A 21,025-nucleotide genomic window follows, 5' to 3' on the forward strand; every position below is an offset into this window, starting at 1 on the left:
GGTAGGCTAAACACATTAAAACAAGAGCATACTTACATGAAACATATTTTTTTGAGCGCCTTATTTTTTTGCAGCGGGTTGTGCTATGCAAGCAGCTCTGCAATTTTTGACAAACTTAATAATGCAGACGAGCCATCACCACAAAGTATTTTAAAAAATATAGAAACCGAATACCTAAATACAGCCGTTATTGTAGAGTTTGAGCTAGAGTTCGAAAAAGGACAAACCACCTACGAGGTAACACTTTTTGAACAAAAACATAATCGTTTTATTGAATTGCTAGTTGATGTAAAAGGTAAACTAATTGAGCTTGAATACGCCCCGCCAGAGCTTGATGAAGACGACGAAGTTGCAGCCGCTAAATTAATGCGTAAAAAAAATTACCGCATGTATCAACTTGTCCAGTCGTTAGATTCAACACAAACACAATACTTAATAGAAGCTCAACTTGAGCAAGATATGGGCGTAACTTATATGGTTGCCACATTTGTATCGTTAAAAGGGCGCCATAAAAAAGCCATTGATCTCGCAACAGGTAAAAACCTACCACTACTGCGTTGGGGCAATTAATGAAATTACTTTTGGTTGAAGACGACAAACAAAACCGCGAGTTTTTATACAAAGCCTTTAGCGAGCTAGGCTACACCGTAGATACCGCACAAGACGGTCAACAAGCATTATTAATTGCCACATGCGAAGAACACGACGCGATCGTGCTAGACCGAATGCTACCAAAGCTAGATGGTTTGCAAGTACTTGCTGCGCTTAGAGCAACAGGAAAAACAACGCCTGTACTAATACTCTCGGCGTTAGATAAAGTAGACGACCGAGTTGCAGGCTTAAAAGCAGGTGGCGATGACTACCTTATAAAGCCCTTTGCGTTTTCGGAATTGGCCATTCGTGTAGAGAACATAATTAAGCGCCCTTTTCATAACCAACCACCACAAACCGCGTTAAGTTTAGCAAACGTAAACCTCGATTTTCGTCATCACAAAGCAGATGTAGCTGGGCAAACACTTAACTTACAACCTAAAGAATTTAAACTTTTACATTTTTTACTCGATCATAAAAATAAACTCGTTACGCGAACTTTGTTGTTTGAGTCGGTATGGGAATATAATTTTGACCCTGGCACAAATGTAATAGATGTACACATAGCAAGGTTACGTAAAAAGCTAACATTGCTTGGTGCTAAAGTACAAATAGAAACAATACGAGGCGTTGGCTACCGATTACAAGTAGAGCAAAATAATGATTGTTAACTCCAACCTTTGGCAACAATTTAACCCGCGTTTTAGTTCTGTATGGCGACTTACACTCGCGTTTGCCACCATTACATCGGTTGTTTTAGTGCTATGCGTTGTGCTTATATATCAGCTATTATTGGGCGAGCAAACACGCCAAGTAGAAAGGCGCTTAAACGCCGAGCAAGTTCGTATTGAAGGGCTTGCTAATGAATTTGATAAAGCCTCTTTTTTTCAGCAACTAGCGGTATTTCGTAACGAGGGCGAAATTTTAATATTTTGGCAAAGCGATGACGAGCAATTTCAGCAATTAAGCTTTTTACCTAACGATATTCCAAAGTTGCCAAACACCCTTGAGTTTCCTGTGCTCGACACCCAACGTGGGCAAATTAGGCTACTTACCACCGGTATTGTAAACACCAAACATGGCAATATTGTTATTGCCACAGCCACCGAACATTTAAGCCGCTTAATTACTGAATTTAAAACCATTGCAACCTGGGCTTGTTTGGTCAGCTTGTTACTTACCTGTGTGTTTGGCTATATTTTTGCGCGCAGGCATTTAAGGCGTGTAAATTATTTTAATAACGTAGTAGAACAAGTTCAAAAAGGTGATTTATCGGCGCGTGTAGTGCATAAACAACACGGTGATGAGTTTGTAAAACTAGCCAAACATATTAATACCATGCTAGACACCATCGAAGAAAACTTTGCCTTAGTGCAAGGCATTACCGATAACATAGCACACGATTTAAAAACCCCACTTACTCGATTGCGCTTACAACTAGAGCGCCAAGCAGTAAAACAGCCAGAGCTTGGGCTTGAAATAGAACAGCTTGATACTGTATTACATACCTTTGATGCCATGCTTAAATTGACTCGCCTTGAGCATGGGCAATTTCCGTTAAAGTTAGAACCTATAAACTGCCAAACACTTATTAATGACTTAATAGACATATTAGAGCCCAGTGCACAGCAAAATCAGCAGCATATAAATGTAATTAATCAGGGGGAGTTAGTACTTCAAGGCGATAAAAACTTACTTTTTCAGGCTTTATTTAACCTAGTCGAGAATGCTATTAAATACGCAGGTAATGAAGCAACTATACACATTACGCTTACCAGCAATCATATAAATATTAGCGATAATGGCAAAGGAGTAGAACCCACACAATTATCGCAACTCACTAAGCGTTTTTATAGGGGCGACCCCGCAAGGCAAAAAGAAGGGTTTGGATTAGGTTTAGCCACCGTAAAAGCAATATGTGAACGCCACCAACTTGTGCTTACTTTAACAAGCGACGAACGCGGCTTTACCAGCACTATAAGTGTATGTAACTAGTAAGGAGAACTAGTACAGGTAATGAGTATAAATATCTCTGCAGTTAAACATAAAAAAGCGGCTATTAGCCGCTTTAAATATCACAAAACCGGTCGGCTTAATGCACAACCACTTTTTGCTTAATTGCTGGCATTAATGTTTTACCATTGCCATCTACTTTGTTTAACAATTTAAGCCCCATCACTTTTGCAAGTACTGGGTAAATATCAAGGTTACTCACTTCTTTAAGGCTTACACCTTGTTTAAATGCAGGGCCTACAGCAATAAATGATGCAGCCATATCCTCGGTATATGCATAACCGTGAGTCCCTAAATAGGTTGGTTTTTTACCATTGGTAAATACCGCTGGCGCTGTAGTTTGCACCACAATATCGCCTACGCGAGTGCCTTTATTGTAATGGTACGCTGCTAACTGCTCGTCAGTTAATACTGTATAACGACCGTTTGCTGCTTTTTGTAAACGAGCTTTATAGCCGGCTATATCCGCATTTATTGCATCGGGTTGAGTGTATATGAGTAAACGTGGACCGGTGTTTTTAACTAAAAAGTTTTCATCTTGAGGCAGTGTGGTTACATCAATGCTTTTATCTGGATCTATACTCGCCATACCATGATCCGAGACAATAACTAAGTTTACCTCTTGCTCTAATTTACTTAAGCGAGTTTGTAATTGCCCCATTAATTCATCAAGCTGTTTAACTGCATCTCGCGTTTGTGGTGCGTCTGGCCCAAATTCATGGCCCATGCTATCAACTAGCGAAAAGTAACTCGCAATAAAACGTGGGCGCTGTGCTTTTGGTAAACTTAACCACTGAATAATTTGATCAACACGGCTTTGGTAATCGCTGTATTTAGAATAGTGATAAAAGTAATCTGGTGTCATGCCGTTAAATAACGCATCTGACTCAGGCCAAAAATAAGTAGCCGATTTAAGCCCCTGCATTTTTGCTAAATTCCAAAGCGGAATCCCCTTCACCCAAGTGCTATCGCCCAATGCTTTGCCCATGCTGTAACAGTCGTTTTTACGCGCTTTATCACAAAAGCTATTATCAACAATGCCATGGTTTACCGGCAGTAAGCCCGTAATAATAGAAATATGGTTAGGAAACGTTTTTGTCGGATAAACAGGTATTAGTTTTTGTGCGCGAACACCGCGCTCGGCCATTGCTTTTAAATTTGGCGCACCGTGTTTTTCAATATAATCCCAACGCAGGCCATCAATTGATACAAGCACCACAGTTTGCTCTTTTGCAGCAAACGCGCTGTTCATTCCTAACATTAGGCAAATTGATACTGCCTTTAAAATCCACTGTTTCATTATAAACACCTATAAATGCACAACAATTACTCAAAAAATTATTTTAAAGCAAGTTGTTACTTTATGATACAAACTGATAGATTAAACCCTGTATATTAAAGACAAATGACTATGTGCTAAAAACTATGCCAGTCATCAATTGTAAAAAGGATAAGTATAAAGATGACCATAGATTTTAGTAAAAAAATAACGCCAGCACGAATGTATCGCACAACCTCTAACTTACAAATGGCGCTAGAAAGCGACCGTGGCCGTATTATTAACAGTGCCGCTATTCGCAGGCTTCAGCAAAAAACCCAAGTGTTTCCGCTTGAACGCAACGCAGCTGTTCGTTCGCGCTTAACTCACTCGCTTGAGGTACAACAGGTTGGTCGTTTTATAGTGCAACGTATTTTTGCAAATTTAAGCTACCAACAACAAAAAGATTACGGTTTAACCGACCTAGAACGCCCCCTAGAAAGCTTAGTAGAAATGGCCTGCCTAATGCACGATATAGGCAACCCACCGTTTGGACATTTTGGCGAAGCGGCAATAAACCACTGGTTTAATAACAACCTAGCAAGCGTAACACCCGAGCGCTGCAAAGAGCCCAATACCGGTATAGGTGTTGTTTTTAAACACCTTGCGCTTGATATTTGTAACTTTGAAGGCAACGCTCAAGGCATACGTATAATTCATTCGTTGCAAACGCTTAATTTAACTTACAGCCAAAGTGCTGGTATTTTAAAATACACTCGCCCTGCTGGGCTTGATGTAAAAGACATACCCCAAAATAAAAACTACTTAATGAAGAAAGTGGGTTACTACTACAGCGAAAAAAACTTTGTTGAAGCGCTACAAAAAGAGCTCACTATTGAGCCATATTGCCGCCATCCAGCAAGTTATATAATGGAAGCCGCCGACGACATTTCGTATTGCCTAGCCGATATAGAGGATGCTGTTGAAAAAGGGATCATAAGCACCGAATTCTTATGTACACAGCTTAAAAGTCATTATAAAAAAGCACTCATAAACCTAACAATAGACGACACAGAGCACCAAACTTTTGTAGATAAAGCAGTTGACTACGCACATGAGCGCGCCAAAGCACAACCGTATAACTTTAACAGCGAATTTTTTATATACCTGCGCGTAGCACTTTTACATCCGCTAGTTGGACATGCTGCAAAACGCTTTATTGAGAACATAGAACCTATTTATCATGGCGATTTTAACCAAGCACTTTTAGAAGATAGGAGCCATCTACACGCTGTAACCAAAATGCTAAAGCAAGTTGCACTTGAGCATGTTTTTTCAAATAAAGAAGTCGAAAAATTAGAGCTGCAAGGTTATAGAATAATTAATGGCTTACTCGATTGCTACAAACCGCTACTTCAATTGAACAGCGATGACTTTAGGCGCGCTTTAAATGGTGATTCGCGTTTATTAATTGAGTCGCGACTTGTTAAAAAGCTCTCTAAAAAGCACTTAAATAGTTACCAACACGCAATAGATGCGATGCAAGAAGAGCCCGATCACTTTGCAGCGTATGAATTTTATTATCGCTGTAGATTAATTCAAGATTATATAAGCGGTATGACAGACCAATTTGCTTACGATGAATATCGCAGCCTTATGGTTATTGATTAGTCGTATTACTCTGGATAATTTTCAATTTTGCGCTTAAAATCAAACTATTAATATTTAAGCGCGCATAACTTTATGATATCAAAACTAATTAGATTTACCCTTTGCTTTGCCCTATTTTATAGTGCGCAAAGTGCTGCATACAACGAAGCTATGTGCATTTTAATTAAACAAGAAATGCAGCAAAATAGTAATAATAAAGCGAGTCAAAAATACCGTAAAGCTGCGCGTGATTACAAAAATAACTGTAATAAGCCAAAAGAAATTCAAGCACAACCTAAGCCCCAAATAATAGAGCCTGAGCCGGCGATTATTACTCAGCCGCAACCTAAAATTGTTGAACCTGCCCCTGTAATTGAACCCACTGAAGAAGCTGTTAAAGATAGCATCAACGAGCAAACACTTAATTTAACTGATGATCAAAAACAACAAATTAACGATCAACTAAATACCAATAGTAACGAAATAGTAATTGATGTAGAGCCAACAACAGTAGTACCCGAGCAAGTAGTTACAGAGCAAAAAAGCGAAGCTGTGATAGAGCAAGTAAAACCGGCGACGCCAGAGCAAAGCGTTCAACCTACGCCTGAAAAGCCTGTACCTGTAAAACCAGCACCGGTGTTAACTAAACCAGCGCCAGTAATTGCGCCGCAACCTGTAGCGCAGAGCCCAAGCTCGTTACTTTTACCCACTTTAATACTTGTTATAGTGGTACTTATTGGCGCTATGGTCGTCGTGCGCCTGCGCCGTGCAAAACAAAGTAAAGCGATGGCAGAACCTACTATGGCGCCTCCACCTGAAGTTGAATCAGAAAAAATTGCTACGCCAGTGAAACCTGAAACTAAAACAACAAAAGAGCCAGAGATTGAGCCTGTCGTCATCAACGAAGTAACACAAAATAATAAACCAGTTGAGAGCAGCGTAGAGGCAAATGAAGAGCCTTTAGAGCCTACGAACACTTCACAAAATGCGGATATTGAACATACACCACCGCAAATTGCAGATGAGCAAAACAACGTAGGTACATCATCGCAAACAAGAGAAATTGAGCCTGCACAAATAGAGCCAGCAGATACTTTAGAGCAAACAAGTACCGCTACGTTTAACGAAGTAAAGCAAAAACCTGAGCCTAATACAGCCGAGTTTGAAGCAGCAGCAAAAACAACCTTAGAGCGTATTAAAAATGCCAGCAGCTTTAATGAGCCAGAAGTACGCGACTTTGATCCAGATGCAAAGCCTGTAAAAAAACAACGTAAGCACCATACAGCGCAAGTAACGGAGCCTGCGCCAATAGAAGCCGAACACAACACTGTAGAGCCGGTTATTAGTACTCCTGAGCCAGTAACAGCGAGTGAGCCGGTTGTAGATTTACACGCACCAGAGCAAATAGCTGACGCTCAATCGACTACATATACAACAGAGCAAGACTTTAAAGAACCAGAGGTACGTACATTTAACCCAGATGCACCATTACCTGGTGAAAAGCCGATGCCTAAAAAACAAAGCGCAACACCTGAGCAAACACAAACAACACCGCAAGTTGATGAGCCAGTAAGTGAGCCTAAAAAAGCAGACAGTAACAATCCATTTGCTAACTTGTCGTTAGACTCAAGCTGGGATCCTGACTCAACTGAAAAGCCCAAAATAGAAGAGAAAAAACGCGCGCCTAAATCGCAAGCATTAATAGATGCAGAAGAACGCGCTAAAAACATGCAAACCAAATAGTAAGTTTTAAAGTAGCGCCTCATATTTGAGGCGCTGTTTTTCACCGTATTACTTACACTCTTATCCCATCCTAAAATGCGCCTTAGTAATTAGAAGCTTCGCTCCTTGCGCGAGCAAGCTCAGCGCCTGGCGCAATATTCAAGCTTAAGAGTGCTTTATAAGCTTACAACTTATTGGCGCGATGAGTGCAGTGCATACATTTAACTGATGGTATTTTTAGGCTGGAGTTTACGGCTACGTTATCCGCAGCCATAAATTAAAGTAACGTGGTCAACATGCCCTAATTAAAAGTCCTAGTTAACAGCCCTAGCGGTACGTTTATTTTTAAGCTTTAACCCGCCAATTAATAACAGTGGCCCTATAAACATGGCAAGGCCATACACGCCACCGGTAACTGCGTATTCTGGTTTATTTAAAAAGCTAATAGCGATTAAAATAGCTAACGATGCATTTTGAATTCCAACCTCAATTGAAAGCGTCAGCGAATCAGTTAAATTTAATTTTGAACATTTAGCAATTAGCCAGCCAACAACCATTGAACCAATATTAAGTGCTATGCACGCCCAAAATACGTCGTTAAATGAGTTAACTAATAAATCGCGCTCTTTTATTACTAGTGCGGCAATCATCATAAGCATAAAAAACAACGAGAAGCGTCTAAAAAACGGCTCTGCTTTAATGGCAAAATCACTTTTAAAGTGACGTAACCAAATTCCTATAGCAACTGGCACTAAGGTAATAAAAAATAATCCAAGCGATGTTGTTAAAATAGAAAAGCTAGCATCGTCCGCTGGGGCAAACTGGCTCATAGCAAAGCCAATAATAAACGGTGTGGTTATTATACTAATTGCGGTAGAGGCAGCGGTTAAACTTACCGAAAGCGCTAAATTAGCTTTAACAAGCTGACTTACTACATTTGACATAGTACCGCCTGGGCAGGCAGCTAATATCATTAAACCAATAGCGATAGGCGTTGGTAGGTTAAGTAAATAACACAGCCCTAATGCTAATAAAGGCATTGCTACAAGTTGGCCTATTAAACCCATGACAATGCCAAGCGGGTTTTTAAATAGACGAGTAAAATCGTTTGTTGTGAGCCCAAGACCCATACCAAACATAATAAGTGCAAGAGCGAGCGGAAGTATTACTTCAGTTAATATAGATGCATTCAAATTAGACAGCCTCGTTTGTTATTGTTTTTAATTAGAGTGTTAATTTTTAAGTTAACTGTATACCAATTCGCTTAATTAAGTGATCTATTTTGTGGATGGAAAAACGTGTTGATAGCTAGGCAAAAAATTCGCTATTTAGTTGTTCTCGGCAATTGCTCCTGCATTGCTCTACCTTCTGCATCCATGCAGTCGTAAATGAGAGTTTTTTAACACAGGTAGCGACACGTTTAGCCCCGCAAAATGATTAAGTATTACTGCGGATTGGTATAATGCCCCTTTACAATAACTAGAAGTATTACTTATTTAAAATAGCAGCAACGTGCTTATCTAGTTCCGGAAGTACATCTTGTTCAAACCATGGATTCTTTTTAAGCCATATATTATTACGCGGACTCGGATGTGGAAGCACTAAATAATTTGGCCAATACTCACGCCACGATTTTACTAACTCCGTAAGTGGCATTTTTTTAGTCTCCGGTAAATGATACGCCTGCGCGTATTTACCTAATACTATTGTCAGCTCAATATTTGGTAGTGCAGCCAATAATTGCTCGCGCCATGCTGGGGCACATTCTTTTCTCGGTGGTAAATCACCCGACTTACCCCTACCCGGGTAGCAAAAGCCCATAGGTAAAATTGCTATATTATTAGCATCGTAAAATTCATCCCTTGTTAGCCCAAGCCATTCTCGTAGGCGGTTTCCGCTTGCATCATTAAACGGCACGCCTGTTTCGTGAACTTTTATGCCAGGTGCTTGCCCTGCAATTAAAATGCGTGCGTTTGGGTTAAATTGTATAACAGGGCGGGCCCCTAAAGGTAAATGAGGTTCACAGATCACGCATTTACTAACTTGCTCTATTAATTGGTGACTATTCATGTTTATTTGGCCTTAAATGCTTAATATTTATCCTAAATGGCCATTTAGGATAAGTGAGTTGGTAAAAAATCGGTTTATTTTAATTAAAACGAGCGTTAGTTAGTAAAATCGTGATCTTTAAGCTCATTCGCGCTAGAAGCCTTGTAAAACCTAGTGTTGCTCTGCCCATACAGCAAATTCATTGCCGCTCGGCTCTGCAAAATGAAACCGGCAACCACCCGGAAATTCAAAAATAGGTTTTAATATTGTGCCACCATGGAGTTGTACTTTTTTATACGTAGCGTGAATGTCGTTACTATAAAAAACCAATAACGCAGCACCATTTTGAGTTAGCGATTTAAGCGGCGCATTAAAAAAGCCACCATCGAGCCCTTGGCCACTAAACGCCGTGTATTCTGGGCCGTAGTCAGTAAACTGCCAATTAAATACACGACTAAAAAAGGCCTTAGTTGCGGGTAAGTCGCATGCAGGGAACTCAACGTAATTTAGTTTTTCGTGATCGCTCATCGTTATTCACTCTTTATTTTTACTCAGTTTATTAACCTTAAGCTTTACATAGAGCCTGTGCAATATCATTAAATAATATCAGATCAGTATTTTACTAAGTAAGCATAACTTACTCAAAAGTTAAACATCACAAATGAGAATAACTATCTTTTGTATTTGTAACATATATAATAGCGCCTTTGTTTTATCCTCAGCTTTAAATAAAGGGATTAATTAACTATGCAGGCACCTTTGCACAGTGCGCCATTCGATAAGGTTAACGTGATTGCGCTTATAGTAAAAAGCGTAAGCAGTTATCGAGTTTTGGTATTTTTACGTTTTTTTATTGCCATAATTGGTGGCTATGCTTTTACCTCTGCAAGCACTGCGTTATTAAGCTTTGTGTTGCCAATAGCTAAACAAGACGCTGTGCTGTTTAGTGTTTCAATCAGCATTTTAATTTATGCCGTAGTATTTATTTATGCCTTTAGCGTTAAATCATTAAAAACAGTGTGGATCAGTATTTTACTAAGTACGGGAGCGTTCATTGGATTGCTTGCATTACTGAAGGGTTGGGTATGAAAGACAGCTTTTTCAGATCGATGACTTGGTTGCACACTTGGGTAGGATTACTCGTTTGTTGGTTATTATATTTAATATTTTTTGCAGGGACTCTTAGCTTTTTTAGAGACGAAATAACCTTATGGAATCAACCAGCCATACATAATGTGCAAGCCCAAACACAGCGTATAGAAGCGCAAAAACAACAAATAATTACAGGGTTCGATTACTTAGCTAACCATGGAGCTAATTCATCAAGCTGGCGTATTACATTACCCGAGCCACGCATTCCTTATTTAATTTATGGTTATGCAAAACCAAAAGAGCCAGGCCAGCGCCGCAGCCGGTTTGAAAACACACAGCTAAACCCTAATACCATGCAAGAGCTTGAGCCCTTTGTAGATACTAAAGGCGGTAACTTTTTTTATCGGCTGCACTATGATTTACATTACATGGATACAATAACCGCACGCTGGATTGTGTGCTTTGCTAGCTTTTTTATGCTGATTGCCATTATATCGGGGGTGGTTATTCATAAGCGTATTTTTAAAGATATGTTTAGCTTTAGGCGTAACAAAGGTAGCCGTACATGGTTAGATGCCCATAACTTAAGCTCTGTGCTTGCCCTGCCTTTTCATTTAATGATTACTTACACGGGCATGATTACGCTCATATTTATGTTGTTTCCCTACCCTGCGCAAACGTCTTACGATAACGGCATGCGTGGCTTTTTTAACGATGTAACCCCTCGCAACACCATGACCGATAAAGCCCAAGGCGAATCGTCAATGGTGCCAATACAACGTATTTTGGATCAGGTTTATACTAAGTGGCCTCATGCAGATATTACTCGCGTACAAGTTAACCAACCAAATATGGCAGCTTCAACAATTACCGTATTGGTAAGCGCAGGTAAAACACTACGTGACCAAGCACCACGCTTAATATTTAGTGGTGCTACAGGGCAAATGGTCGCTAAAACTGATGACGAGCTAACTAGCAGTAAAGCGCTTTACGAATCGCTTAATTCTATGCATACAGGGCGTTTAGCTACGTGGTTGTTGCGCTGGTTATACGTGTTAGGCGGTATTGCAGGCTGTGTAATGATTGGCTCTGGCTGTATTATGTGGGCTAAACGAATTCGCGAGCGAACTAAAAATAACGTTAAACCTTCGTTTGGTTTAAAACTAGTTGAAGGGTTAAACCTAGCCACTATTATGGGACTACCACTGGCAACGTGTGCATTTTTTATTGCTAACAGACTACTTAGCCCAACTACCGCAGAGCGCGCCGATAAAGAAATACTCGCGTTCTTTTTAACATGGCTAGCGGTTGCTCTTTTAGCACTTATAAAGCGCGACACACTGCAATGGCGAGTTATGGCAGCTATAAATGCTGTTGCATGTTTAAGCGTACCGGTTATTAATGCACTTACAACTAACGGTAATATAGTTAGCTATTTGATGCACAAACAGTGGGCTTTATTTACTTTTGATGCACTGTTTTTGTTATTTAGTATATTGTTTTTTATACAAACCGAAAAATTACGTACTGCTAAAAACAACTCAAAAATAATCAGCCCTAGTCAATCTAATAACCTTAAAAGGCAAAAACCATGATTGATTTACTTGGGTTTAGCCTATGCCTGCTCAGTTTTAACTGTTTTGCGCTGGCTAAGTATAATCATTTTAAAGATGTATTTAAAAAACGCCCTACAGAATCCCAACGTAAAAAGCTGCTATTAGCTGCTTGGATCAGTATTTTACTAAGCTTGGTGCTTTGTATAGTTACTCAAGGTGGTTATGGAACATTACTATTTTGCGGGTTTATGAGCCTAAGTGTCTTAATTATAATGGTTTTTTATAATTTTTTAGTAGGCTACGTAAAGTGGTTTAGTGTTTTAAATAGCGTGTTAGTTGTACTAAGTGGGTTGTTTTTAGCATTAAACTAGCCTTAGTTAGTAAAAACGTGATCCGCTACTTTCCCATAGATTAGGCAAAAAAAATGGCAAGCTATATAGCTTGCCAACAATAGGGGATATTCAGTGTTTCCAATACTTGCTGTCTCACGGCAAGTACACACAATATAACCATAATATATTTAAGTTACTTTACAGTTAGGTGACTCTTTTATTACTACTTTAAAAACGTATATAACTAACTGTAAACCCCCTTTACATAATCTCTTGGTTTACCCAAATTATTTCATCGGTAGCAAAGCCCAACTCTTTAGCTTTAGTTAAAAAGTGTTCTTTAAGCTCTTTGCTAACCGTTGGTGTACGCGACAAAAACCACAAGTAATCTTTGTTGTAACTGGTTATAAATGCATATTGATAATCGGGTTGGTCAAGTTCAAAAATCACATAAGCGCCATAAAATGGACCAAAAAACGAGACTTTAAAATGCCCTGTGTCGGTGCCCTCAACAAACTTGGCTAAGCCTTCGGCGTCATCCCATTTTTTATCATCCGTTAAATACCCTTTGTTAAGGACCTTTACTGTGCCGTCGTCGTTAATTGAATAAGTCGCGGTAACTTGCTCCATCCCTTCTTCGAATGAGTGATTAAGACGCGCTATTTCAAACCACTTGCCTTTATATTTTTGTATATCAAAGTTTTTAACGGGTGTTATTCCCTCCGGAGGGCTGGTGCAGGCACTAAGAAAAAACAACCCTGTAATAAGTAAACCGTATTTTATAGCCTTCATGTAAGCTCCTTTTTTAATTACATAAATAGTACGTATTATCTAAATATAGATGGATATAAAGTTTGCTAGCCGATTAAAAAAATTTGCTATAGGATCATATTAATTCTAAAGCAATAAAAATGACCATAGCATGAAAATTTGGGTAGATGCAGACGCGTGTCCTGTTGTTATAAAAGAAATACTTTTTAGAGCTGCAGAGCGTATGAAAATCGAGACTATTTTAGTGGCTAATCACGCAATGCGTATTCCGCCGTCAAAATACATAAGCCGCGTTCAAGTATCGTCGGGATTTGATGTAGCCGACGACGAAATAGTGAAACGTGTTGAAAAAGGCGATTTAGTTATTACAGGCGATATTCCGCTAGCAAGTGAAGTAATTGATAACGGCGGGCAAGCACTCAACCCACGTGGGGAGCTTTATACCACCGAGAATATCCGCTCAATACTTAACGTGCGCGACTTTATGGATACCATGCGCTCAAGTGGCGTAGAAATGAGTGGTGGGCCGCCGCCACTTAGCCAAACCGATCGCCAAAACTTTGCAAATAACCTTGACCGTATTTTAGCGCAAAACAAGGCTAACTAGTTTGAACACACAATTAGTTGGCTTAGGTGATACGCAATTTAGCGTGGCGGTATACGTAGCAAAAGCGCCGCCCATGCCGTTTTTTGAAACACTTGAATGCCTCGAACCGGTTATAAATGAGCAAATAAATACCATAAACCAGCACTGTGGTAATGGTTGGCGCAAAGTGTTTAACGTGTATGCAAAAGTGCTATTTGCCCTGCCAAGTGAGCATTACTCATTTGCTAAACAAGCCCCTACTTGGCAACAATATCGCGATGAATTTTTACTGCAAAAAAACAGTAAAACCGCCCTGCTATTTAGCGCGCCTGACACTACTATTACTTGCCCAGATAAAGCTACTAGCAATAAAAACCAGCTACATATAATTGCTGGGCGTACGCACGCTAAAAACTTATTACAACAAGGTAAGTTGCATGCACAATTTGATTGGCTTGACGACGAGTTTGCAATAGACACAACTAACAACATTATTGTGTGCCCATATTTTGATTACAGGCAATTAAGTAATATAAAAATTGCGAGATTAAGCGAGCTAGTCGCGCAGCTAAAAAAATAACACATTGTAAGGAACGACCATGGCCGGAATTTTAGAGTTAAACGAATTATTAAAATCAATGCAGCCAGCGCTTAAGCAAGGCGAGTATATTTTTTGTTGCTTAGCAGGGAAATTGGCTGATTATGTTCATTTAGAGCCACTTGCTACTTATGCTGAAGAGGAAGGGCTAACCCTTATTTTAAAAGCTGAAACCGCCGATAAAGCAGGTATTACTTACGAAGGTAAATATAATTTAATTACCCTTAACGTACATTCAAGTTTAGAGGCCGTTGGGCTAACTGCTGCAGTATCTGCAAAGCTGACTGAGCATGGCATTAGCGCTAATGTGGTAGCTGCGTTTTATCACGACCATATTTTTGTACAAACAGACAAAGCACAAGCCGCAATGAAAGCACTTGGTGAGATTGGTTAGGGTTGCTGGCACAGTAATGATCTGAGTGATGTGGATATTAGAGCGTCGGGTGGCGCTTCGCTTAACCGACCTACGTATAAAATAAAAGCGTGGTGTAGAGAGGGTTATATAAAAACACCGAGTTTGTTCACTCGGTGTTTTTATTGGTACTAAATAGCGGGTACTTGTTTAGCTTGTGAAACTTAAACTACATATCCGCTAAAACCTAGCGCTTTAAAATACAGCTTCGGAATGCCAAATTTGCACTCATTTAGCAATTCGCTAAAGCGCATTCTATCAAGCGGGTAAAACTCATTCTCTAAGTCGTGCCCTGTTTGTGTTTTACCTGTTTCGGTTAAACCCAATTGCGCGCACGTTGTAAGCTGAGCTTCGCGCTCAAATGAAGTTTCGGGGCGCATTAAATCCGCAATATAAAGGTTTGCGTCTTTTTTAAGGCTTCCTTTAATTGCTTTTAATAACTCTTTTTTATCGCCGTTATCTTCTAAAAAATGCATTACTAATAAACATAAAACGGCATCGGCTTTAACCGATAATTTATCAACGGGGCCATTATGTACATCTACGCGGCTTGTTATGCCTTGTTCATCAAATTGGTGCTGTGCGATAGCGAGCATATCGGCTGATGTATCTTGCGCAGTAAATTGCCATGTAGGGTTTAGTGCAGCCAGTGCAAGTACTTCTTTGCCTGTGCCTGCCCCTACTACCAAAATATGCGCATTGTCGCTTAGCGTTGCTTGTAGTTGCGCATTAGTAAGCTGATGTAATAATTCATAACCAGGAACTAAACGGGTTATGCGGCTATCGTATTGTGTTGCTTGCTCGCCTGTAAACGTTGGCATTGTATCTCCTTGTTTTCAGTAATGTTGCTTATAAAACTTCAACTGTGGAATATCCACCTGGCTTTTTGGCTACATGCACTTGAGTGGCTACACGCTCGCTCATTTGTGTTACGTGCGATATAACGCCTACTTTTCTGCCTTGTGCTTGCAAAGAATCCAAAGCGTCCATTGCAATGCTTAGGGTTTCGCTATCTAACGTACCAAACCCTTCGTCAATAAACAAAGAATTGATTTGTACTTTGTTAGACGAAAGCGATGCTAAACCAAGTGCAAGCGCTAGCGATACTAAAAATGACTCACCGCCCGAGAGCGTATTAACAGAGCGTTGCTCGTCGGCCATGTCGCGGTCGATAATTGCAATGTCGAGTGTTTGCGCTATGGCGGTTAATTCGTAGCGTTTGTTGAGTGTTTTTAAATGGCTGTTGGCATAGTGCAGTAATATTTTTAACGTTTGTGTTTGTGCTAAGTTACGCATGGTTTTACCCGTTGCATCGCCCAATACTTTATTAAGCAAGTGCCACTGCTCTACCTGTGTTTTAAGCGTAGTTAACTCAGCTTGTTTGCCTTCAAGCGCCTTTGCGTTTTGGTTGTGTTGCTCAATAGCGGTATTAGTTGCTAGTAATGAATTTTGCAGCTGCGTTTGTTGCTCATTTAAGCTGCTTAATTGCGTACTTAAAGCCTCTGCACTTTGTGTTGGCTTATCGCTACTGTTGTGTTTTTCAAGCGTAAGTTGCTGCTGTTTTAATGCGGCATTTGCATCTGTTAACGCTTGAGTTAACTGCTCGTGCTGATTTAAATGCGCTTTAATAGTATCGCTACTGAGCGTTAGTAAAATTTTGACCTGTTCGTGCGTTGCATTGCTATATTGCGCTTTAAAGTCAGTAAACCACTGGTTATAACGTGCCTCAAGTGTTGCTAGTTCTTGGCTGTTTTCAAGTAAGCGTTGCTCCACATTTTTAAGCGTTATAGCGTGCTCATCTCGTTGTTTTATAGCGTCGTCATAAGCTTTTTGACTCGCTTGAACCTGCGATTGTTTCTGCTCTTGCTCACTTGTGAGTTTTGCTTGGAAGTCGTCTGCGCTTATTTGCTCATTATTAAATAAAGCTGAGCGTTCACTTTGTACCGCGTTTAATAGCGCTTTAGCTTTTACAAACTCTTCATTAAGTACTTTTAGCGATTGCTCGCTTTTACTAACAAGCGGGCTAAGCTGCTTTATTTGCTCACTAGCTGTGTCTTGGCGCTTTTGGCTTTGCTCAAGTTGCGTTTGAGTTTGCTGATACTGCGTAACCTGCTCGCTCAGATCGCTAAGTTCAAGCGTATTGGCTTGTAGTTGCTGCCAAAAATCACTGTTTTCAAATTGATTATTGAGTGTTGTACCCAGCTCGTTAATTTGTGCACTAAGCTCGCTATGCTTACTCGTTAACTGGTTTTGCTGGTGTGTAAGCTCAAGGTGTTTATTACTCAGTTGCTGCTGTACTTGCTGCTCTGCTTTAAGTGCTGCTTGTAGCTCGTTTACTTTGGTTTGCAATGTACGTTGACGTTTTTGTTGCTCAAAGTATTGCGCTTTTTGCTGCGTTAATTGCTTATAAGTTACTTCAAGCTGATCAGGCGTTAAGTCGTTAAGCTCACTACGTGCGCCTAGCATGGTATTTTTAATGTCGAGCTGTTTGGCTTTTGCTGTTTGTATTATTTGCTCAAGTTGTCCGTGTTCAGCAGTTAATACAGCATGTTGAGTTTGATGTTTATGCAGCTCGCTTTGTGCATGGTCAAATTGCTTTTTAGCGGTATTAAAAGCATTTTCAAAATCAGTAATTAAGTTATTTAATTGCTGATTTTGATTTACCGCATACGGATGCTCCGTTGCGCCGCACACTAAACAAGGCTCATTAGGGCGAAGCTCAGTGCGTAAATGCTCTACGTTTTCGCTGGCTCTTAAGCGCGCTTGGTTAAGTGCGTACTCGCTGCCTTTAAGTGCTTGCTCGCTGGTTATTAAATGCTGATTAAGTAAAGCATGGGCTTGCTGGCTTTCATTTAGCTGCTGATTGAGCACTTGCTGGCGTTGAGTGCTTTGTTTTAGTTCTGCGTTAAATTGCTTATAGCGCTCTCGCTGCTCTTTTAAGTAATCAATACTTTTTAGCTGCGCGTCGCAGTGCTCTGCATTAAATTCATTAAGCTGAGTATTTAAAACCTGCAAAGCTGACTGCTCGCTCGTAAGTAACGCCTCGCACTGCTGCACTTTATTATTTTGCGTATTTAAAAGATCGCTCTGATTTGCAAGCTCGGTATTAAGAGTTTGGCTTTGCGTAAGGTTTGCGGTTAATTGCTGTTGTGCATTTAAGTAGGTATTAAAGCTTTGCTGATAGTAGCTCCAGTCTTTTGCTAAAACGTGCAGCTGTGCATGCTCATTAAGCCATTGCTGGCTTTTAGTTGAGTCGGTATTAGCGAGTTCTAGCTCGTTATTGCTTTGTTTAAGCTGCTGTGTGAGTTCATCAAGTTGAGTTTGCTCTTTGATTATTTGCGACTCTGTGCCTTTTACAGCTTGAGTTTGCAAAGCAATGCTGCTGTCGAGCTCTCTCGCTTTAGCTATAACGGGCGCTGCATTTTGTTTTTGCTCATTGGCGTTATTAAGTAGCTCAGTATGCTTAGCAAGCGCGGTATTACGCTCGTTAATTACCGCTAAATGATCAACACTTTTAAGTGATGTTATTTGCTGCTCTAACGCCGTATTTTGATCGGTTAATTGAGTAAAACGGCTGCGGTTATCTTTTATTTCAAGCGCCTGCTTGGCTTGTTTTGCCTGCTCGCTTTGTGAGGTAATACTTTCAAGCGCTGAGCTTGCTTGTTGCTGGGTTTGCTGTGCCTGCAGTAAGCTTTGCTCAAGCACTGTAGCTTGCTGATACCAGTTAAGTGCTTTTTCGGTTTTGGTCAGCTCTTTTTTAGTGTGTTCGGTTTGCGCTTTTAAATCGGTTAACTTGGTTTGTTGTAGCTCAAGTTCTTCTGGTGTTAATAAGGTATAGCTTTCAAGGCCTGCTTTGAGCGCTTCAAGCTTTGCTACTTGCTCTTTATGGCGCTCAAAAATACGCACGCCAATACGGCTAAATTTATCGGTGCCTGTTAAACACTCTAAAAGTTGTGCTCGCTCATCGCCAGTGGCTTTTAAAAATGCAGCAAACTCATGTTGCGCTAAAAGTACGGCACGGGAGAACTGCTCAAAGTTAAGCCCTATTTTGCTCTCAACTTCTTTTATTGTGTGGCTTTTGTCTGCTATTAAGGTTTGCTCTGGCAGGGTTACTAAGGTGTGCTCTGCTACTTTAAGTTTGCCTGTTACTTTTTTATGGGTGCGTGAAATTGTATAGCGCGCACGATAAAGCTGTTTATCTTGCCCTAAAAAGTCGACCTCGGCGTAGCCTTCCCATGTACCTCTGCGTAGCAAGTTTCGCGCATCATTAAGCTTAATGCTGTCGCCGTTAAACTCAATTAAGTTACCTTTATCGCCGCGCAGCCTCGCTGTTTTTGTATAAAGGGCTAAACAAATAGCATCTAAGAAGGTACTTTTACCAGCGCCGGTATCGCCTGTTATCGCAAACAATCCTGCATCTTTTAATGGGGCTTTAGTAAAGTCTATTTCAGCGTCAACTATTGAAGCTAAATTATGAATACGAACTGCGGTTATTTTCATAGTTGTTCTTGCTCCGTAAGCTCGTTTATCACGTCACTTAAAAGTGCTTTTAGCTCATTGGGTACACTTTGCCCTGCCATGTCTTTATCGTTTGCGAATGCTTGTTCTAATAGGTTTAGTGGGTTGAGCATTTCAACTTCGCTTAAATCTTCAAATACGGTGTTGTCGTCATTTTGCGCTGATTGCTCACGTACACGTTCAATACCACAAAATTTAATATGCTTACCTTCAAGTGCTTGTTCTATTTGTTCTCTGAAGGTGGTGTCGATATCGCTTGATTTAAGCTTTACACGTAAATAAGGCGCTGTTGTATTTTGTGCGGTGTCGAGCGCTTTAATTTGCTCGCATAGTTCGCTCAATGGTACACACTCCCCTTTTGGTAAAATAATTACATCGGCAGAGCGCGGAATGTAAAGGGGGTTTACAGTTGTACTAATATGTTGTTTTTCATCAATAATAAACTCAACAACATTTACTTGGTGCGTGTAGTTACGTTCTGAAAACGACATAGGTATAGGTGTGCCGCTGTAGCGAATAATATCGCTTTTAGCGACTTGTTGCGCTTTGTGTAAATGCCCAAGGGCAACATAGTTGGCTTGTTTACCAAATACATTGGCTGAAATAGACTCCTCACCACCTATCACTAAGTTACGCTCAGAATCACTTGAGATATCCCCGCCTTTTGCGTGTAAATGCCCCATAACTATTAATGGTGAGTTTTGCTCGTTTATATTAGTAGCGTGTTCTAGTGCAAGCTCGTAAGCTTTTGCAACGCCTTGAGCATAACTAGGGCCGCTTTCGGTTTGGCTAATTAAACTTACATCGCTTGCACGTAAAAATGGCATAGCGACGATTACAGCGCGTTTACCATTGGTATTTATGGTAATAACAGTTTCATCGGGTGTTGCGACATCAAAGCGCCCTACTACGTGCGTATCAAATTGCGCTAGTAATGGCTGAGCTGCCAAAATACGATTTGCAGAGTCGTGGTTACCCGCAATAATCACTACGTGTAATTGTGGGGATGCCTTTTTGGCGTCTTTAATAAATTGGTAAAGCTGATTTTCGGCGCTAGCGCTTGGAGTCGCGGTATGATAAATATCGCCAGCAACTAAAAGTAAGTCTATTTGTTGTTCAACGAGAGTGGCTAATAACCATGTAAAAAAGGCTTGATGTTCAACACGGCGGTCGTGTTCGTAAAATTGTTGGCCAAGGTGCCAATCTGAGGTGTGGAGGACTTTCATGTCGCGCTCTTAATTAAACCGTAAGAGCGCCAATATACCCAAGGCAGTTAAAGATGCAAGCCTAAGCCGTGCATTACCTTAGGTTAAACTGTACCAAGCTGAAAAAACAACCGGTAATGCTAAAAGTGCCATTAATAATGGAATTTTTAACGTTTTAGTTTGTTTTGCGTGTAGCGCCTTTAGTGCATTAGTTTCGTTGCACGCTGCTACTTTATCGATATAAAAATAACCCGAATCGAGATACTGCTTACAGTTATTCTCACTTGCTGGAATCGCAATTAGTTCTTGTTGTTTTTTTAGGATGTAAAAATCCATAAGCCCACCGCATTTCTTGCTAGTAATCGATATTAATTTGAGGATAAATGTGACGAATTTATTTGCCTCAAATAAAAAGGTTGGCGATTTTAAATATAAACTGCACTAAAGATCAACCTAAAATTGCACTATTTATCATTTATCGTAAAAATAGCGAATATTAAGGAAGTTCGGCAATATTTGAGCCAATAATTCAGCTGTTTACACTGTATTTTTGTTCAGTAGAGTGGGCTTTTAGCTCATTTTACTTGTTGCAAATTTGAGGCATTTATACATAGGATTATTGGTTTACCTGATAATGCTAAAGCAATACTTTTTTAGCAAAGTAGGTAAAGT

20 protein-coding genes are annotated in these 21,025 nt (G+C 40.2%); 11 read left to right on the forward strand and 9 right to left on the reverse strand.

Translation table 11 applies throughout. The annotated features are described in order from the left end of the window. The first annotated feature begins 36 nt into the window (after window positions 1-36). Genes JG479_RS19910 through JG479_RS19920 form a run of 3 tightly spaced genes read left to right on the forward strand, consistent with a single transcriptional unit; the run spans window position 37 to window position 2,586 of the window. Window positions 37-570 (forward strand): hypothetical protein, encoded by a 534-nt coding sequence (locus tag JG479_RS19910; protein WP_039488825.1) that lies wholly within the window; start codon window positions 37-39, stop codon window positions 568-570. Next, the gene (locus JG479_RS19915; RefSeq protein ID WP_039488827.1) at window positions 570-1,262 is read left to right on the forward strand and encodes a response regulator transcription factor; all 693 of its coding nucleotides are present in this window, start codon (window positions 570-572) and stop codon (window positions 1,260-1,262) included. The genes JG479_RS19910 and JG479_RS19915 overlap by 1 nt, the downstream gene beginning before the upstream one ends. Further along, entirely contained in the window at window positions 1,252-2,586 is a 1,335-nt protein-coding gene (locus JG479_RS19920) for a sensor histidine kinase (RefSeq protein ID WP_052201252.1), read from the forward strand. The genes JG479_RS19915 and JG479_RS19920 overlap by 11 nt, the downstream gene beginning before the upstream one ends. 97 nt (window positions 2,587-2,683) lie before the next feature. Here the strand turns inward: JG479_RS19920 and JG479_RS19925 are convergent, their stop codons facing one another. Beyond that, window positions 2,684-3,904 carry an alkaline phosphatase family protein gene (locus tag JG479_RS19925; protein WP_200220518.1) on the reverse strand — a complete coding sequence of 407 codons (1,221 nt, stop codon included), beginning with the start codon at window positions 3,902-3,904 and terminating at the stop codon, window positions 2,684-2,686. 162 nt (window positions 3,905-4,066) lie between these two features. Between JG479_RS19925 and dgt the strand changes: the two genes are divergently transcribed. Both dgt and JG479_RS19935 read left to right on the forward strand, forming a co-directional pair. Next, on the forward strand, window positions 4,067-5,533 hold the full coding sequence (gene dgt / locus JG479_RS19930) for a dGTPase (protein ID WP_138490139.1): 1,467 nt from the start codon (window positions 4,067-4,069) through the stop codon (window positions 5,531-5,533). Window positions 5,534-5,605: 72 nt separating this feature from the next. Further along, on the forward strand, window positions 5,606-7,255 hold the full coding sequence (locus JG479_RS19935) for a cell surface protein (RefSeq protein WP_200220519.1): 1,650 nt from the start codon (window positions 5,606-5,608) through the stop codon (window positions 7,253-7,255). Between the two features lie 293 nt (window positions 7,256-7,548). On the opposite strand, the gene JG479_RS19940 is transcribed toward JG479_RS19935, so the two are convergent. The 3 genes from JG479_RS19940 to JG479_RS19950 all read right to left on the reverse strand — a co-directional run bounded on the left by JG479_RS19940 (window position 7,549) and on the right by JG479_RS19950 (window position 9,811). Beyond that, window positions 7,549-8,427 (reverse strand): bile acid:sodium symporter family protein, encoded by an 879-nt coding sequence (locus JG479_RS19940; protein WP_200220520.1) that lies wholly within the window; start codon window positions 8,425-8,427, stop codon window positions 7,549-7,551. Window positions 8,428-8,722: 295 nt separating this feature from the next. Beyond that, window positions 8,723-9,304, reverse strand: coding sequence for a uracil-DNA glycosylase family protein (locus tag JG479_RS19945; RefSeq protein ID WP_138490136.1), 582 nt, complete (start codon window positions 9,302-9,304; stop codon window positions 8,723-8,725). Between the two features lie 150 nt (window positions 9,305-9,454). Then, on the reverse strand, window positions 9,455-9,811 hold the full coding sequence (locus JG479_RS19950; RefSeq protein WP_039488837.1) for a VOC family protein: 357 nt from the start codon (window positions 9,809-9,811) through the stop codon (window positions 9,455-9,457). 219 nt (window positions 9,812-10,030) lie between these two features. Here JG479_RS19950 and JG479_RS19955 point away from each other — a divergent pair, with 219 nt between their 5' ends. The 3 genes from JG479_RS19955 to JG479_RS19965 are packed head-to-tail and all read left to right on the forward strand — an operon-like array spanning window position 10,031 to window position 12,302. Next, the gene (locus JG479_RS19955; RefSeq protein WP_002959167.1) at window positions 10,031-10,372 is read left to right on the forward strand and encodes a hypothetical protein; all 342 of its coding nucleotides are present in this window, start codon (window positions 10,031-10,033) and stop codon (window positions 10,370-10,372) included. Beyond that, on the forward strand, window positions 10,369-11,970 hold the full coding sequence (locus JG479_RS19960; protein ID WP_200220521.1) for a PepSY-associated TM helix domain-containing protein: 1,602 nt from the start codon (window positions 10,369-10,371) through the stop codon (window positions 11,968-11,970). Before JG479_RS19955 ends, JG479_RS19960 begins: the two co-directional genes overlap by 4 nt. Beyond that, complete coding sequence (locus JG479_RS19965; protein WP_007583595.1) at window positions 11,967-12,302, forward strand: DUF3325 domain-containing protein; 336 nt, start codon at window positions 11,967-11,969, stop codon at window positions 12,300-12,302. Before JG479_RS19960 ends, JG479_RS19965 begins: the two co-directional genes overlap by 4 nt. A 222-nt stretch (window positions 12,303-12,524) precedes the next feature. Here JG479_RS19965 and JG479_RS19970 read toward each other — a convergent pair whose 3' ends face one another. Next, window positions 12,525-13,055: a lipocalin family protein gene (locus JG479_RS19970; RefSeq protein ID WP_200220522.1), complete on the reverse strand. Its 531-nt coding sequence runs from the start codon at window positions 13,053-13,055 to the stop codon at window positions 12,525-12,527. 130 nt (window positions 13,056-13,185) lie between these two features. Here JG479_RS19970 and JG479_RS19975 point away from each other — a divergent pair, with 130 nt between their 5' ends. The 3 genes from JG479_RS19975 to JG479_RS19985 are packed head-to-tail and all read left to right on the forward strand — an operon-like array spanning window position 13,186 to window position 14,612. Then, complete coding sequence (locus JG479_RS19975; protein ID WP_002959175.1) at window positions 13,186-13,641, forward strand: YaiI/YqxD family protein; 456 nt, start codon at window positions 13,186-13,188, stop codon at window positions 13,639-13,641. Window position 13,642: 1 nt separating this feature from the next. Then, the gene (locus tag JG479_RS19980) at window positions 13,643-14,200 is read left to right on the forward strand and encodes a DUF6942 family protein (protein WP_200220523.1); all 558 of its coding nucleotides are present in this window, start codon (window positions 13,643-13,645) and stop codon (window positions 14,198-14,200) included. Window positions 14,201-14,219: 19 nt separating this feature from the next. Next, entirely contained in the window at window positions 14,220-14,612 is a 393-nt protein-coding gene (locus tag JG479_RS19985; RefSeq protein ID WP_149603751.1) for an ACT domain-containing protein, read from the forward strand. A 182-nt stretch (window positions 14,613-14,794) separates the two neighbouring features. On the opposite strand, the gene JG479_RS19990 is transcribed toward JG479_RS19985, so the two are convergent. The 4 genes from JG479_RS19990 to JG479_RS20005 form a co-directional block, all read right to left on the reverse strand. Next, window positions 14,795-15,451 carry a class I SAM-dependent methyltransferase gene (locus JG479_RS19990; protein ID WP_200220524.1) on the reverse strand — a complete coding sequence of 219 codons (657 nt, stop codon included), beginning with the start codon at window positions 15,449-15,451 and terminating at the stop codon, window positions 14,795-14,797. A 28-nt stretch (window positions 15,452-15,479) separates the two neighbouring features. Beyond that, window positions 15,480-19,130 carry an AAA family ATPase gene (locus JG479_RS19995; RefSeq protein WP_200220525.1) on the reverse strand — a complete coding sequence of 1,217 codons (3,651 nt, stop codon included), beginning with the start codon at window positions 19,128-19,130 and terminating at the stop codon, window positions 15,480-15,482. After that, a complete protein-coding gene (locus JG479_RS20000) occupies window positions 19,127-20,374 on the reverse strand; it encodes an exonuclease SbcCD subunit D C-terminal domain-containing protein (protein ID WP_200220526.1) in 1,248 nt (415 codons plus the stop codon). The genes JG479_RS19995 and JG479_RS20000 overlap by 4 nt, the downstream gene beginning before the upstream one ends. 78 nt (window positions 20,375-20,452) lie before the next feature. Then, entirely contained in the window at window positions 20,453-20,689 is a 237-nt protein-coding gene (locus JG479_RS20005; protein WP_002959190.1) for a hypothetical protein, read from the reverse strand. Between the last annotated feature and the right edge of the window lie 336 nt (window positions 20,690-21,025).

The organism is Pseudoalteromonas sp. LC2018020214, assembly GCF_016598755.1.
Taxonomy (GTDB): domain Bacteria; phylum Pseudomonadota; class Gammaproteobacteria; order Enterobacterales; family Alteromonadaceae; genus Pseudoalteromonas; species Pseudoalteromonas distincta.

What these genes read in the sequence shown, in the direction of transcription:
- JG479_RS19985 (WP_149603751.1), top strand. Translation starts at nt 14,220, where the DNA reads ATGGCCGGAATTTTAGAGTTAAACGAATTATTAAAATCAATGCAGCCA.
- JG479_RS19950 (WP_039488837.1), bottom strand. Translation starts at nt 9,811, where the DNA reads ATGAGCGATCACGAAAAACTAAATTACGTTGAGTTCCCTGCATGCGAC.
- JG479_RS19970 (WP_200220522.1), bottom strand. Translation starts at nt 13,055, where the DNA reads ATGAAGGCTATAAAATACGGTTTACTTATTACAGGGTTGTTTTTTCTT.
- JG479_RS19915 (WP_039488827.1), top strand. Translation starts at nt 570, where the DNA reads ATGAAATTACTTTTGGTTGAAGACGACAAACAAAACCGCGAGTTTTTA.
- JG479_RS19910 (WP_039488825.1), top strand. Translation starts at nt 37, where the DNA reads ATGAAACATATTTTTTTGAGCGCCTTATTTTTTTGCAGCGGGTTGTGC.
- JG479_RS19975 (WP_002959175.1), top strand. Translation starts at nt 13,186, where the DNA reads ATGAAAATTTGGGTAGATGCAGACGCGTGTCCTGTTGTTATAAAAGAA.
- JG479_RS19925 (WP_200220518.1), bottom strand. Translation starts at nt 3,904, where the DNA reads ATGAAACAGTGGATTTTAAAGGCAGTATCAATTTGCCTAATGTTAGGA.
- JG479_RS19965 (WP_007583595.1), top strand. Translation starts at nt 11,967, where the DNA reads ATGATTGATTTACTTGGGTTTAGCCTATGCCTGCTCAGTTTTAACTGT.
- dgt (WP_138490139.1), top strand. Translation starts at nt 4,067, where the DNA reads ATGACCATAGATTTTAGTAAAAAAATAACGCCAGCACGAATGTATCGC.
- JG479_RS19945 (WP_138490136.1), bottom strand. Translation starts at nt 9,304, where the DNA reads ATGAATAGTCACCAATTAATAGAGCAAGTTAGTAAATGCGTGATCTGT.
- JG479_RS19920 (WP_052201252.1), top strand. Translation starts at nt 1,252, where the DNA reads ATGATTGTTAACTCCAACCTTTGGCAACAATTTAACCCGCGTTTTAGT.
- JG479_RS19960 (WP_200220521.1), top strand. Translation starts at nt 10,369, where the DNA reads ATGAAAGACAGCTTTTTCAGATCGATGACTTGGTTGCACACTTGGGTA.
- JG479_RS19935 (WP_200220519.1), top strand. Translation starts at nt 5,606, where the DNA reads ATGATATCAAAACTAATTAGATTTACCCTTTGCTTTGCCCTATTTTAT.
- JG479_RS20000 (WP_200220526.1), bottom strand. Translation starts at nt 20,374, where the DNA reads ATGAAAGTCCTCCACACCTCAGATTGGCACCTTGGCCAACAATTTTAC.
- JG479_RS19955 (WP_002959167.1), top strand. Translation starts at nt 10,031, where the DNA reads ATGCAGGCACCTTTGCACAGTGCGCCATTCGATAAGGTTAACGTGATT.
- JG479_RS20005 (WP_002959190.1), bottom strand. Translation starts at nt 20,689, where the DNA reads ATGGATTTTTACATCCTAAAAAAACAACAAGAACTAATTGCGATTCCA.
- JG479_RS19995 (WP_200220525.1), bottom strand. Translation starts at nt 19,130, where the DNA reads ATGAAAATAACCGCAGTTCGTATTCATAATTTAGCTTCAATAGTTGAC.
- JG479_RS19990 (WP_200220524.1), bottom strand. Translation starts at nt 15,451, where the DNA reads ATGCCAACGTTTACAGGCGAGCAAGCAACACAATACGATAGCCGCATA.